This is a genomic window from Actinomyces bowdenii (assembly GCF_017592395.1).
Classification (GTDB): Bacteria; Actinomycetota; Actinomycetes; order Actinomycetales; family Actinomycetaceae; genus Actinomyces; species Actinomyces bowdenii.
In genome coordinates this window covers 1-13523 of record NZ_JAGFOU010000003.1, presented here as the reverse complement: position 1 = coordinate 13523, position 13523 = coordinate 1, and the positions used below count along the sequence as shown (strand labels likewise).

Annotated in this window: 13 protein-coding genes and 1 pseudogene; 4 read left to right on the top strand and 10 right to left on the bottom strand. The window is 68.7% G+C overall.

Annotation, left to right across the window (positions count from 1 at the left end):
* Window positions 1–36: 36 nt before the first annotated feature.
* A complete protein-coding gene (locus J5X07_RS01940) occupies window positions 37–1926 on the top strand; it encodes an AMP-dependent synthetase/ligase (protein WP_208478491.1) in 1890 nt (629 codons plus the stop codon).
* A gap of 49 nt (window positions 1927–1975) precedes the next feature.
* On the opposite strand, the gene J5X07_RS01935 is transcribed toward J5X07_RS01940, so the two are convergent.
* From J5X07_RS01935 to J5X07_RS01915, 5 genes are all read right to left on the bottom strand, one after another.
* Window positions 1976–2344 carry a chorismate mutase gene (locus J5X07_RS01935; protein ID WP_124933263.1) on the bottom strand — a complete coding sequence of 123 codons (369 nt, stop codon included), beginning with the start codon at window positions 2342–2344 and terminating at the stop codon, window positions 1976–1978.
* Window positions 2341–3639: an ATP-dependent Clp protease ATP-binding subunit ClpX gene (gene clpX / locus J5X07_RS01930; protein ID WP_124933262.1), complete on the bottom strand. Its 1299-nt coding sequence runs from the start codon at window positions 3637–3639 to the stop codon at window positions 2341–2343. The genes J5X07_RS01935 and clpX overlap by 4 nt, the downstream gene beginning before the upstream one ends.
* A 231-nt stretch (window positions 3640–3870) precedes the next feature.
* The gene (locus tag J5X07_RS01925) at window positions 3871–4560 is read right to left on the bottom strand and encodes an ATP-dependent Clp protease proteolytic subunit (RefSeq protein WP_124933261.1); all 690 of its coding nucleotides are present in this window, start codon (window positions 4558–4560) and stop codon (window positions 3871–3873) included.
* A 3-nt stretch (window positions 4561–4563) separates the two neighbouring features.
* Window positions 4564–5193, bottom strand: coding sequence for an ATP-dependent Clp protease proteolytic subunit (locus tag J5X07_RS01920; protein ID WP_124933260.1), 630 nt, complete (start codon window positions 5191–5193; stop codon window positions 4564–4566).
* Between the two features lie 196 nt (window positions 5194–5389).
* Window positions 5390–6337 (bottom strand): hypothetical protein, encoded by a 948-nt coding sequence (locus J5X07_RS01915; protein ID WP_243896324.1) that lies wholly within the window; start codon window positions 6335–6337, stop codon window positions 5390–5392.
* 279 nt (window positions 6338–6616) lie between these two features.
* On the opposite strand from J5X07_RS01915, the gene J5X07_RS01910 reads away from it, so the two are divergent.
* Window positions 6617–6970 (top strand): cupin domain-containing protein, encoded by a 354-nt coding sequence (locus tag J5X07_RS01910; RefSeq protein WP_124933259.1) that lies wholly within the window; start codon window positions 6617–6619, stop codon window positions 6968–6970.
* A gap of 84 nt (window positions 6971–7054) precedes the next feature.
* Here J5X07_RS01910 and J5X07_RS01905 read toward each other — a convergent pair whose 3' ends face one another.
* The 4 genes and pseudogenes from J5X07_RS01905 to J5X07_RS13455 all read right to left on the bottom strand — a co-directional run.
* On the bottom strand, window positions 7055–7762 hold the full coding sequence (locus J5X07_RS01905; RefSeq protein ID WP_208478490.1) for a histidine phosphatase family protein: 708 nt from the start codon (window positions 7760–7762) through the stop codon (window positions 7055–7057).
* Window positions 7763–8074: 312 nt separating this feature from the next.
* Window positions 8075–9478 (bottom strand): trigger factor, encoded by a 1404-nt coding sequence (gene tig / locus J5X07_RS01900; RefSeq protein WP_208478489.1) that lies wholly within the window; start codon window positions 9476–9478, stop codon window positions 8075–8077.
* Between the two features lie 189 nt (window positions 9479–9667).
* Entirely contained in the window at window positions 9668–9967 is a 300-nt protein-coding gene (locus tag J5X07_RS01895; protein WP_124933256.1) for an FMN-dependent dehydrogenase, read from the bottom strand.
* 175 nt (window positions 9968–10142) lie between these two features.
* A pseudogene (locus J5X07_RS13455) lies at window positions 10143–10472 on the bottom strand (hypothetical protein); the annotation flags it as partial.
* Between the two features lie 194 nt (window positions 10473–10666).
* On the opposite strand from J5X07_RS13455, the gene J5X07_RS01890 reads away from it, so the two are divergent.
* Together J5X07_RS01890 and J5X07_RS01885 are read left to right on the top strand one after the other, a co-directional pair.
* Window positions 10667–11257, top strand: coding sequence for a transposase (locus tag J5X07_RS01890; RefSeq protein WP_243896330.1), 591 nt, complete (start codon window positions 10667–10669; stop codon window positions 11255–11257).
* Between the two features lie 27 nt (window positions 11258–11284).
* Entirely contained in the window at window positions 11285–12502 is a 1218-nt protein-coding gene (locus tag J5X07_RS01885) for an MFS transporter (RefSeq protein WP_208478487.1), read from the top strand.
* 469 nt (window positions 12503–12971) lie between these two features.
* On the opposite strand, the gene J5X07_RS01875 is transcribed toward J5X07_RS01885, so the two are convergent.
* On the bottom strand, window positions 12972–13292 hold the full coding sequence (locus tag J5X07_RS01875; protein WP_279596004.1) for an IS3 family transposase: 321 nt from the start codon (window positions 13290–13292) through the stop codon (window positions 12972–12974).
* Window positions 13293–13523: the final 231 nt, after the last annotated feature.

The window sequence follows — 13523 nt, the reverse complement described above, 5'->3', positions numbered from 1 at the left end:
TCCATGACGCGCCGCAGGAGGCGGCATACTTGCCCCATGCCCGACCGCACCTCCCCCCGGCCCTCCGAGCCCGGCACCGCCCAGTCCACGCAGGCCCGGGAGTTCTCCACCCGCCTGGCCCTGCCCGTCCACTCGGGCATGACCGCCCCCTGGGCGCTGGCAGAGCGCGAGCGCAGCAACCCCGACGGGGTCCTCATGGCCCGCAAGGCCTCCCTGGGGCGCAGCTGGCGCGAGGTCAGCGCCCGGGCCTTCCGCGCCCAGGTCCGCGAGGTCGCCGCGGGCCTGGTGGCCAAGGGGCTCCAGGCCGGCCAGGCCGTGGGCATCATGGCCCACACCTCCTATGAGTGGACCCTCATGGACTTCGCCGCCTGGGAGGCGGGGCTCGTCGTCGTCCCCATCTACGAGACCTCCTCCGCCGACCAGGCCCACTGGATCCTCACCAACTCGTCCGTGCGCCTGGTACTGGTGGAGAACGAGGCCATGGAGACCATGGTGGACTCCCTGCGCCTGAGTGACCCCGAGCTCGCCGACCTCCAGGTGCTGTGCCTGGAGCGCGAGGCGGTCCTGGAGCTGACCAAGGCCGGCAAGGGTGTCGACCCCGCCGAGCTGGACCGCCGCACGGCGGCCCTGACCTCCTCGACGACCGCCACGATCGTCTACACCTCGGGCACCACCGGCCGCCCCAAGGGGGCCGAGCTCAGCCACGGCAATCTGGTCCAGCTGTGCGTCAATGTGTGCGAGCACGTCCCCGAGGTCCTCAAGGCGCCGGAGGTGCGCATCCTGCTCTTCCTGCCCCTGGCCCATGTGCTGGGGCGCTTCATCGAGATCGCGATCGTGTGCTCCGCCTCCGGGGTGCTGGGGCATGTGCCCGATGTGCGGAACCTGGTGACCGACCTGGAGTCCTTCCGCCCCACCGCGGTCCTGGCCGTGCCCCGCGTCTTCGAGAAGATCTACAACGCCGCCGATGCCCGGGCCACCGGCACGCGGCAGAAGGCCTTCCGCATGGCCGCCAAGACGGCCATCGCCTACTCCCGCGCCCTGGACACCCCCGAGGGCCCCTCGCGGGGCCTGCGTGCCCAGCGCGCGGCCTTCGACCGCCTGGTCTTCAGCAGGCTGCGCGCGATCCTGGGCGGGCGGGTCTCCTACGTCATCTCCGGCGGCGGGCCCCTGGGCGAGCGCCTGGGGCACTTCTACCGGGGGGCGGGGGTCAGCGTCCTGGAGGGCTACGGCCTGACAGAGACGATGGGCCCGTGCACCGTCAACCTGCCCGGCGCCACCCGCATCGGCACTGTCGGCCTGCCCCTGCCGGGGTGCTCGGTGCGCCTGGCCGATGACGGCGAGGTCCTGGTCAAGGGCATCGGCACCTTCAGCGGATACCACCAGGCGCCTGAGGAGACCCGGGCCGCCTTCACCGAGGACGGGTGGCTGCGCACCGGGGATCTGGGATCGTTCGAGGCCGGCGGCTTCCTGCGGATCACGGGCCGCAAGAAGGAGATCATCGTCACCGCCAATGGCAAGAATGTGGCCCCGGCCCCCCTGGAGGACCGGCTGCGGGGCCACCCGCTGGTCAGCCAGGTGCTCGTCGTGGGGGACAACCGGCCCTGCGTGGGGGCACTGCTGACCCTGGATGCCGAGATGCTGCCCCTGTGGCTGAGCTCCCATGGGCTGGCGGAGATGGACGTCGTCGATGCCACCCGGGATCCGAGGGTGCGCGCGGCCCTGGAGCGGGCGGTGGCCCGCACCAACGAGTCGGTCTCGCGGGCGGAGTCGATCCGCACCTTCACCATCCTGCCCACCGATTTCACGGTGGCCAACGGCCTGCTCACGCCCTCGCTCAAGGTCAAGCGGGATGAGGCGCTCACCCGGTTCGCCGAGGAGATCGACGAGCTCTACACGCGCCTGCCCGACCGCGGGAGGCGGGCCTGAGGCTGGTGGGCCGCCGACACCGGCCGGTGGGGGCGGCCCACCGGCGCTCTCAGCGCGCCTGCCCGCCCCCGATGCGGATCTGCTCGTGGTGGTGGATGACCTCGGCGACGATGAAGGAGAAGAACTTCTCGGCGAAGACCGGGTCCAGGCCCGACTCGTGGGCCAGGGCCCGCAGGCGGGCGATCTGGCGGGCCTCCCGCTCAGGGTCGGCCGGAGGCAGGTCCAGCTCGGCCTTGAGATGGCCGACCTGCTGGGTGCAGCGGAAGCGCTCGGCCAGCAGATGCACCAGAGCGGCGTCGAGGTTGTCGATGGTGGAGCGGTAGCGGGCCAGTTGCGGGGGCACCTCGCGGACGGTCGCCGACCCGCCGACGACGGGCACGTTGTCCCAGCCGTGGCCCGCGCTCCTCTGGTCGCTCATGCAGTACGCGTCCTCTCCCCCGCCTTCGAGGCGGCTCTCAGGGTTCCCGATCCCGCCTCATAGCGGGGGCTGCCCTCACCGCGCACCGCGTCGGCGTCGACCACCACGCGCCCCACCTCGGGCATGGAGGGCACTTCGAACATCGCCTGGCCCAGGACCTCCTCGACGATGGAGGTCAGGCCCCGTGCCCCGGTCTGGCGCTCCAGGGCCAGGGAGGCGACGGCCTCGATGGCCTCCTCGGTCAGCTCCAGCTCGACGCCGTCGAGGCTGAAGAGGTACTGGTACTGGGAGACCAGGGCGTTCTTGGGCTCGGTCATCACGCGCACGAGCTCGGGGACGCCCAGGTTCTGCACGGTGGCGATGACGGGCAGGCGGCCGATGAACTCCGGGATGAGGCCGAACTTGTGAAGGTCCTCGGGGCGGACCGGGGAGGAGAACACGTCCTCATCCCGCGAGGCCGACAGGTCCGCGCCGAAGCCCACGAACTGGGAGCCGGACTCCTTGCGCTGGCGCTGGCGCACGATGTCCTCGATGCCGGCGAAGGCGCCGGCGGCGATGAACAGGACGTTGGTGGTGTCGATCTCCAGGAAGTCCTGGTGGGGGTGCTTGCGCCCGCCGCCGGGGGGCACGGAGGCCGTGGTGCCCTCGATGATCTTCAGCAGCGCCTGCTGGACGCCCTCGCCCGAGACATCGCGGGTGATGGAGGGGTTCTCCGCCTTGCGCCCGATCTTGTCGATCTCGTCGATGTAGATGATGCCCTTCTCGGCCCGCTTGACATCGCCGTCGGCGGCCTGGATGAGCTTGAGCAGGATGTTCTCCACGTCCTCGCCCACATACCCGGCCTCGGTCAGGGCGGTGGCGTCGACGATGGCGAAGGGGACGTCCAGGAGCCGGGCCAGGGTGCGCGCCAGGTGGGTCTTGCCGGTGCCGGTGGGGCCCAGCAGGAGGATGTTGGACTTGCCCAGCTCCAGGCCGTCGCCCTCGGCCACGGAGCGCTCGCGCACCTGGACCCGCTTGTAGTGGTTGTACACGGCCACGCTCATGGCCCGTTTGGCGGCCTCCTGGCCGATGACGTACTGGTTGAGGAAGTCGAAGATCTCCTGGGGCTTGGGCAGCTCCAGGGGGACGCCCGCACCGGAGTCGCTGAGCTCCTCATCGACGATCTCGTTGCACAGCTCGATGCATTCATCGCAGATGTACACCCCGGGCCCGGCGATGAGCTTCTTGACCTGCTTCTGGCTCTTGCCGCAGAAGGAGCACTTGAGCAGATCGACGCTCTCAGCGCTGCGTGCCACGTTTCATCTCCTCCGGATCGGGGTAACCTCCAGGCCCCTGGGGCCCGGGCCTCAGCCTACGGGTGCGATGGGACGGCGCGCCCTGGGCGTCTCGGCGTGTCCGTCCGCAATATGCCATGTTCCTCACCTCAGGGCCACCCCTGTGGCGCAGCCGCGCACGACCGGCGCCCGGCTCCGCGGTGCGCCCTGGGGGCGGCCGCGGAGCCGGGCGCCGGTCGTGCCGTCACGCGCTCAGGAGGAGTGCGGTGAGGCCGGGGCCTTGCGCGAGGTGAGCACCTGGTCGACGATGCCGTAGTCCAGGGCGGCCTGCGCGGTGAGGATCTTGTCGCGCTCCAGGTCCTTGTGGATGAGCTCGCGGTCCCGGCCGGTGTGGAGGGCCAGGGTGTCCTCCAGCCAGGCGCGCATGCGGTCGATCTCATCGGCGAGGATCTCGATGTCCGAGGCCTGGCCGTGCATGCCCTCCATGGCGGGCTGGTGGATGAGCACGCGCGCATTGGGCAGTGCCAGGCGCTTGCCCGGGCTGCCCGCGGCCAGCAGGACCGCGGCGGCCGAGGCCGCCTGCCCCAGGCACACGGTCTGCACCTGCGGCTTGATGTACTGCATGGTGTCGTAGATCGCGGTCAGGGCCGTGAAGGAGCCGCCGGGGCTGTTGATGTACATGGTGATGAGCCCGTCGGGATCCTGGGACTCCAGGACGAGCAGCTGGGCCATGATGTCGTCGGCGCTGGCGTCGTCGACCTGGACGCCCATGAAGACGATGCGGTCCTCGAAGAGCTTGGCGTAGGGGTCCTGGCGCTTGAAGCCGTAGGCGGTGCGCTCCTCGAACTGGGGCAGCACGTAGCGGGAGACGGGCAGGCCCGTGACCTGGGCGCTGCGCTCGGCCTGGCGCGCGAGAGCGTCGAAGTAGGGGCGGGTGGTCATGGGTCAGTTCCCCCCGTTCTGCTGGCCGATCTCCCGGCTGGAGCGCACGATGTGGTCGACGAAGCCGTACTCCAGGGCCTCCTGGGCGGAGAACCAGTGGTCGCGGTCGGAGTCGGCGATGATCTGCTCCACTGTGTGGCCGGTGTTGGCAGCGGTGATCTCCGCCAGCTCCTGCTTCATCTTGATGATGAGGTCGGCGTTGATGCGGATGTCCGTGGCGGAGCCTCCGGCCCCGCCGGAGGGCTGGTGCATGAGCACCCGGGCGTGGGGGGTGAGGTAGCGCTTGCCCTTGGCCCCCGCGGAGAGCAGGAACTGCCCCATGGAGGCGGCCAGTCCGGTGGCCACGGTGACGACGTCGGGCTGGACGTACTGCATGGTGTCGTAGATGGCCATGCCTGCGGTCACTGAGCCGCCGGGGCTGTTGATGTAGAGGTAGATGTCCCGCTCGGGGTCCTCCGCGGCCAGCAGCAGCATCTGGGCGCAGATGGCATTGGCGTTGTCGTCGCGCACCTCGGAGCCGAGCCAGACGATGCGCTCCTTGAGGAGGCGGTTGTAGATGGAGTCGGTCAGGCCGAGGCCCGCACCGTTGCCGTCTGCCGCTCGGGGGGCGGCGGGCGCGTAGAGCTCGCTCACGTCAGTCCTTCCGTATGGATCTCGCCAACGCTAACCCGCCGGCCACGGCGACCATGCCCGCGCTGCCGCCCTTTTCGCCCACGGCGCAGGTTCCTATCGAACCGGCATCCGCTGGCTCACACGCAGCATGCTGGCCCAGAACGCCCGATCTGACCGAGCGGGATGCGGCTGACCCAGCAGAACGCGCCCGCCCCTGTCAGTGCCCGGGCAGCAGCCCGACGGAGGCCAGGGTCCTCAGAAGAGGCTCGGTCTCGAAGGCGTCGTTCCAGGTCCATCGCACCACCCTCATCCCGGTCGCGCGCTCCAGGCGGTTCTCCCGGAGCCGCTCGGCCTGGGCCGTCCGCCACGGGTTGCCGAGGGCGAGCTGGCGGGAGTACTTCACCGCCCCGTCGAACTCGCCGATGACCCCGTGCCCGGGCCATACGAAATCCACCCGCCCCAGGACTGATCCGTCCTGCGCGCGGTAGGTCTCCTGCAGCCGCGGCAGGGGGAGGCTGTGCTCGATCATCACCGCCCGGCTCAGCGACTCGCCGACCGACTCCGAGGCGGGGTCCGCGTACCTCAGGCACAGCGCGGCCCGGGCACTGCCGTGCCCTCTGGGGCGGGAGGCGAGGACCCCGGTGAGCTCCTCCACGGTGGCCACGCCCTCGCGCAGGACGTGGTCGGCGGTGACCAGGCCGGAGCGGAAGGGCCTGCGGCGCATGAGCTCGGCGGCGGTGTTCACCGCGTCGACCACCACCAGTCCGTCCACCACCTCCACCGGGGTTCCCTTCGGGGCGGGAAGGAGGCGGGAGATCGTGTTGGACTCTCCCCCACTGGCGCCCGGCGAGGCGTACTGCAGGCGATCGGGCAGGGGGCCGATCATGGGCAGCCCGTGAATGATGGCCGCGGACTCCCGGGCGAGCGCGGCGCCGTCGCCCCGCGACCGTCCGGAGGCCCGGCTGGCGCAGATGCGGGCCAGGTGCTGGAGCTCGGGGCGCAGGCCCCTCCACTGGTCCCTGCGCGCGTAGACGCCTCGGCGCAGGCAGATGAGGTCGGCCTGGGAGCCGCGGCTGCGCCGGCTCAGGGAGTCGGCCGGTGCTCCCCGCATGACGGCGTCCTGGCGGGTGATGAGATCGAGGGGGCAGGCGATCCGGCGGTTCATGGCTCCCACGGTGCGCCTGTCCACGGGTCGGTTGCAGGTGACCCGTCCGGCCCTGTGGATCGGCCCCGCCACCGCCTCGATTGTGGAGACCGGCCTCCCGCGCGATCACACGATCCCCGCTGGCTCACACGCATCATGCTGGCTCAGAGCACCCGATCTGACCGGGCGGGATGCGGCTGACCCAGCGAAATGCGGCGCACCGGGCGGAGGCGGCCACCGCTCTCCGTAACGCCCTCTAGAGTGGGACGCGTCATGCGCCACCACGAGCAAGGAGCCAGCATGCCCACCACCCCCGTCTCCGAGTCTCTGTTCGCCCTCGGGCTGAGCGGGGCCCTGCCCGTCAGCCGGGACGCCACGACCTCGCGCGTGGTGGTCAACAACGATGTCCTGCGCACAGTGGTGTTCACCTTCGACGCCGGTCAGGAGCTGACCGAGCACGCCTCCCCCAGGGCGGTGGTCGTCACGCTGCTGGAGGGCGAGATGGACTTCTCCGTGGGTGAGCGCACCGAGCGCATGAGCACCGGGGACGTCCTCTACCTGGCGCCGGGCGACCGCCACGCCCTGAGGGCGGTGACCGCCTGCCGGATGCAGCTGGTCATGGTGGAGGTCGGGGATCGGAGCCACGAGGGCTGAGGGATCAGCCGGTAGGGGCGTGCGGGAGGGCGCCGGCCCGAGCGTCCCCTCGCGCCCGCAGCGGGCCGGCCCGGCCGGGCGCGCCTAGACCATGAGGTGGGCGGTATCGCCCAGGACGCGCAGCACCCGGTCCTGCGCCCCGTCCTCCTCCAGCACGGTGATGCTGCCATGCGGGGCGTGGAAGAGCATGTGGCAGCACACCTCGATCGGGATCCGCAGCCAGGCGGCCACGACCCCGTTGAACGCGCCCCCGTGGGTGACGACGATCCGCTGCTCGGCGGGATCGGACTCGATGACCGCCGTGGCGCGGTAGACCTGCTCCATCCATTCCCTCCGGGAGGACAGGGCCTGCGCAGGGCCCTCCTGGCCGCCGAGGGCGCCGCCGTCATGGGCCGGGCCCATGCCCTCCTGCGCGGGCTCCAGGGGCAGGCCCTCCGGTGGCGTCGCAGGACCCGGGAGCCCCACGGAGCCCCCTCCCACGACGGCGGCGCCGTCCTGCGCCTCGATCCGCGCGTGCAGGGGGCCGGCAGCGCGCAGGTCGCTGAGATAGGTGGGGCAGGCCCCGAAGGCCTCCGCGATGAGGCCCATGGCCTGGGAGTCCGGGGATCGATCCGAGGTGTAGAGGGCGGGGGTGGCATCGAAGGGGATGAGCATCTGCAGGCGGTCGGCGATGAGCTGGGCGTCGCGGACCGCCTGGGGCGACAGGCCGGAATCGTCCTCCTCCGCCGTGGCGCCAAGGATCTCGACCGGCTGCACGTCCTGGGGAGGTGTCACAACAAGCACACGTGCCATAGCGGCATTGTTCCAAGGAGCGCGAGCGCCGTCCTGGGACGTCCACCAGCGGCGGCAGCGCCGCCCATGAGCACCTATCCCCGCCATGCCGCCGATGACCGCCTCCTCGGGCGCCTCGGCGTCCCGGCGAAGGTGGAGAATGCCATAGTTGGCATCCGCCCCCGGTGAAGCCCTTAGTCCCAGATCCGGGACCGCCTTTCCCGGCAGCTCGCCCCGCCCCCGCCGCTCCCCGGGAGGGCCGGCCCACAGGACACCGTCGGGCCCCCGCACCGGAGGCGGTGCGGGGGCCCGAGGCGATAGGAGCGGTGGGGCTCAGCCGGCGGAGGCCGCGCTGGCGGCACTGGCCGAGGAGGCGGAGGACGCCGAGGAGCCCGAGCCGGAGGCCTCGGCGTCGGTGGGCGAGGCGACCTCGGAGACGGCCTCGGCGGCATCGGCCTCATCGGAGCCGATGAAGGCGCTCAGGTCCACGTCCTTGCCCTCGGAGTCCTTGACGCTGACCCGGCGCAGGGCGATGGCCAGGGACTTGTTGCGGGCGATCTCGGAGACGAAGGCGGGGATCTGGCCGGCCTGCTGGGCGCCCTGGATGAACTGGGCGGGCTCGATGCCGTACTGCTGGGAGGTCTGGAACAGGAAGTCCCACAGCTCCTCCTGGCTCACGCCCACCTCGGTCTGCTCGGCCAGGACATCGAGGATGATCTGCTCGCGCACGCCGTTGGCGACGTCGTCACGGATCTCCTTGCCGTGCTCGTCGTCGCCCTCCTTGCCCTCGGCCTGGAGGTGCTGGGCGACCTCGTGCTCGACGACGGCCTGGGGGACCTCGAAGTCGATCGACTCGCGCAGGTGCTCCAGAAGCGCGTCACGCGCGGCCACGGCCTGCTCGCTGGTCTTGCGCTCGGTGATCTGGCGGCGCTGGTCCTCGCGCAGCTCCTCGACAGTGTCGAACTCGGAGGCCATCTCCGCGAACTCGTCGTCGACCTCGGGCAGCTCGCGCTGCTTGACGGCGGTGGCGGTCACGGTGACCTCCGCCTTCTCCCCGGCGTGCTCGCCGCCGGCCAGCTCGGTGGTGAAGGTGGCGGACTCATCGGTCTTCAGGCCGCGCAGGGCGGTGTCCAGGCCCTTGAGCATATTGCCCTTGCCGATCTCGTAGGACACGCCCGAGACGGAGTCGACCTCCTCGCCGTCGATGACGGCCTTGAGGTCGATGGTGACGAAGTCGCCGGTCTTGGCCTTGCGGCCCACCGACTTCAGGGAGCCGAAGCGGGCCCGCAGGTTGTCCATCTCCTCAGCCAGCTCCTCGTCGCTGACCTCGATGGCGTCCACGGACAACTCGATGCCCTCCAGGGACGGGATCTCGATCTCGGGGCGGACGGTGACCTCGGCGGTGAAGACCAGCTCGCCGCCCTGGGCGCCCTCGACGTTGGGCAGCTCGGTGATCTCCACCTCGGGCTGGAGCATGGGGATGCGCTCGGCCTCGGTGATGGCGTCGCGGTAGAGATCGGACAGCGAGTTGTTGACGGCCTCCTGGATGACGACGCCGCGGCCCACGCGCTGGTCGATGATCCGGGCGGGCACGTGCCCGGGGCGGAAGCCGGGGACCTGGATCTGAGAGCCGATCTCCTTGTAGGCGGCATTGATGCTGGGCTGGAGCTCCTCGTAGGGGACCTCAACGGTCAGCTTGATGCGGCTGGGATCGAGGTTCTCGACAGTGGTCTTCACGGGGGCTGCTCCCATAGGTTCTGAGTCGGTGGAAACGCCGGGCACCGGCGGACGCCCGTTGCCGGCGTCGATCCGTGCCATCTTAGGGCACGGGAACCGTCACAGCGACAGCGCTTTCATGAGCCTAGACACAGGGCCTCGGCAGCGCGTCCTCCGGCCCGGGGCGGCCTCGCGGGGCGCGCCGCGGGATCACGGGCCGGCGGGCACCGGCACGCTGCGCCCGCCGCTGACCCGGGCCAGGACGGCCTGCGGGGCGGTGGCGCCCTGGCGCACCGCGGCCAGGACGCGCTCGTGGACCTCGCGCGCCTCGGCGTCGTCGTCAGCGGTGAAGCGGGCAGTCACGCGCGGCTGCCCGGCCACGACGCCGACGTCGAAGGACTCCACGATGGTGGTGGCCGCCACGGCGCCACGGGCCGCGGCCTCGACATCGCGCGGGTCGCGGCCGGGGTGCAGAGCCGTCACGGTGAGGATCGAGCGGTAGGAGGGCATGCTGGCGAGGATAGTCCCCGGCCCCAGTCAGCCCCTCGTCCTCCGCTGGCCTCCCCGTCCGCGGCGCAGGTCGGATCCCACCTCTCCCGCAGGCAAGGACATCACGTGGCGCAGCAGGACAGGCCGGGAGGCGCGTCCGTTCGCGACCCCACATCATCGAGGCCTCCGTGCGGCCTGAGCGTCGTGAAGTGGCCGGGTACCGGCGGTAGCGGTGGACCAGCATCGTGGCAATAGCCGCAAGGGCGCCGGCCGCGCCGGCGATGAGCACAGCGGGCCGCGCCCCGCCCCAGATGTCCAGTGTTCCCAGCAGGTTGCCGATCACGGAGAAGGCGGAGAATCCGGCCCCCACCGTCGCCCAGGCCTGCCCGAGGTGCCGGGCAGGCACATTGCTAAAGACCATGTCCCGGACACCGATGTTGTGAATGGCATTGGCGAAGCCGCCGGCGAGGAGGACAACGGCGATGATCGCGGGCACGGCGATCGCGCCTTCAATGAGGATCGCCACCGAGGCCCCCGTCCCCCGTGGATCACGCAGGCCACGGAACCGGGCTCAGTCCGCGCCACGCCCCCAGCGAGGCACCCGCAAGTGTCCCCGCAGCCCAGCACACCAGGAGGAGGGAGCACCCCACAGGCCCCCGGGCCACGCGCTGGAGGTAGTAGACGCCGGCGACGCCCTCAATGGAGGTTGCGGTGACCACAATGAACACGAAGGGCAGCAGGCGCCGCATCCAGCGCCAGACCACCGGGGGCCGGGGCCGCAAGAGCGACCCGCTCTACCGGGCCAGGCGCGCTCTGCGCACCGGGGCCTGCCTGTCCATCGACCCCCAGGCGCAGCGCCTCGAGGAGCTGTTCACCCACGAGCGCCACGCGGCTGTGCAGGCCACCTGGGGCATCGACCAGCGCCCGATCCAAGCCTACCGACACCAGGACCGCGGCCTGGGACGATTCCTGATGCAACGCGCCATCGATTCCCTGGCTCGGCCCATCCCGGCCGGATTGGAGGAGATCACGGCACTGGCCAAGACCCTGACCAGCCGCAGCCAAGGCATCCTGGCCCACTTCGAGCGCCCCCACACACCCAACGGCCCCATCCAGGCCGTGGGCGGGCGCCTGGAGCACCTGCGAGCATCGTCCTGGGATTCAGGAACCTGCCCCACTACACCACCCGCAACCTCATCCACGCCGAACACCTCAAGGACCAACTCAAAGCAACCACCTAAACCAACCGATAAGCCCCACCTACCGCGCCCCCAAACACAGAAGAGACCCTTTACGCGTGACGCGGCTTGACGTCGATCTACCCCTTATACTGGTTGAATGGGTCTTCTGATCAACACCGGCCCCCTGCACGAGTCGGGCCCATTCGCGCGGCTATGGTCAGCTGGGGTGCTCTTGAGCGTATCTGCTCAAATGATGCAGATGGCGATCGCCTGGACCGTCTACGATGAGACAAAGTCATCTCTCGCGGTCGGCGGCCTTGGATTGGCTATCGGCCTTCCTACGCTGGTATTCGGGTTGGTCGGCGGAGCACTAACCGATACCTGTCGCCCTCGCAGACTTGGCCTGGTCGGTGCCGGCGGGCAGGTCGTGGTGGCCTCGGCTCTCTTGGTGACAACAGTCCTCATAGGCTTCTCGCTAATACTGTTCTATACCGCACTTTTTGCTCAGTCAGCATTCGGCGCAATTACATCCCCCACTCGGCGTCCATACATCAGCCACCTATTAGCCAACTCTTCTATCCCGGCTGCGATGAGTCTCTACATGTTAAGCATGAACATGGGGCAAATTATTGGCCCAATCCTGGGCGGTTTACTGCTTGATAAAAGTGCAATAGGGTTAATATTTGCCATCCACGCAACAGCACTCATCCCGTATTTCCTATCTATTGCAACCCTACCAAACATTGAGGCAGCATCTCAAGAAAGACCGGGCATCTCAGTTATTGTTTCCGGCCTCAAAATTACCTGGAATATGCATGATGTTCGCACAGTGTTGCTCACAGATCTCTTGGCCACGTCCATCGCCCTACCTACGGCTTTACTTCCCGCTCTGAACGAAGAGATATTAGAAGGAGATGCCACAAGTTACGGTTCACTATTGACGACACTAAGTGTTGGAGGGCTCTTAGGGACAATTTTTTCCGGCCAACTTGAGCGAATTCGCCAGCCAGTCAAGGCGGTCGTGACTATCGCCTGCCTCTGGTGTGCAGTAGTCGCGATTCTCGGAATGACCTCCACTCTCTCGGTGGCCCTAGCAGCGATACTTGCGATGGGCGCACTGGATGTGTGGTCCGTAATTATTCAACAGACGGTAGTGCAGGTGCAGACACCAGCCGCCTCGCTCGGTCGAGTGGGAAGCGTTCAGAACATCATTTCCATGGCCGGTCCGCAGTTGGGAAACTTTCGCGCCGGGATTCTGGGGTCCCTTATGGGCACACAGGTAGCCGTGATATTCAGTGCGGCCGCCGGCGGGCTCATCATCTTCGGTTCTTTCATTTCATCTAGGAAACAGGTAATGGCTGGCGGCAATTCATGAAGATACTTTTGTGGGCGCCTTCCAACCATAACCTTTAGCCTCTCGGCAGACGAGCCTGTTATCGTTCAGGTGGATCACCCGGACAGCGTCATAGCTTTCGCGCGCGATGCCAACATCCCGGGAATTCTGGGTCGATGTGGGGGCGGGTTCGCAACTTGTGGAACCTGTCACATGAGCCTTTCTCATCGGGGTTGGTTGTGGAGGTGGAGGATGACTAGGGCTGCGAGGGCTATGGATGTTGTCGCGGAAGGGTCCGGGCTGACTTTCTTTTCTCGGGGCTTTGAATCCTTTGAGAAGGGCGTTGGCCCTTGGAGTGATGGGTGTTTTCGGACTGTGGTTGTTGTATTGGTCAGGCTGCTTTCTGGTCTCCCAGGAGCTCGCGTTCGACCTCGGACGGTGGCCAGGTAGACGAATCCCTCTCAGGTGCGGATACAGGGTGATGTCTCCCACCCATTTCCTTCCCGGTGTCTTAGCGGCGGTAGTCGCGCTCCACCAGGTCGGGTCTGACTCCCAGGTCGGCGGCCGGGGTGGTGGTAAGGACCTTTCGGCGCGGACAGGTGGCCACCAGGCCGGCCCGCCGCATGAGGCCGCGCACGGTGTCGCCTGAGGTGCTCACTCCCCGGCGCCCCAGCCGGGCGGTGATACGGCGGTAGCCGTAGGTTCCATCGGAGGCCTTGAACTCGGTCTCGATCATGGAGGCTAGTTCCTGCCTCCTGATATCCCGGCGGGACTGAGGCCTATCCCTCCAGGAGTAGTAGCCCGATCGGGATACCTTCGACCAGCGGCACATCGAGGAGATGGGATAGTTGCCTTCCTCGCGATTGATGAGCTCATACTTCTGGGTCACTGCTGTTCCTTCGCGAAGAAGGCCGTCGGTCGGGTGGCCCGGGGGAGTCTCACCCCCGGGCTCCCACGGAACCGTGCGTAACAGTCTCCCGTTACACGGCTCTTGTCATTCCTGGTCACCAAAAGGAGTGGACCCAGGCCCAGTGCGCCATGAGGTAGGGGTACTGCTTGGTTA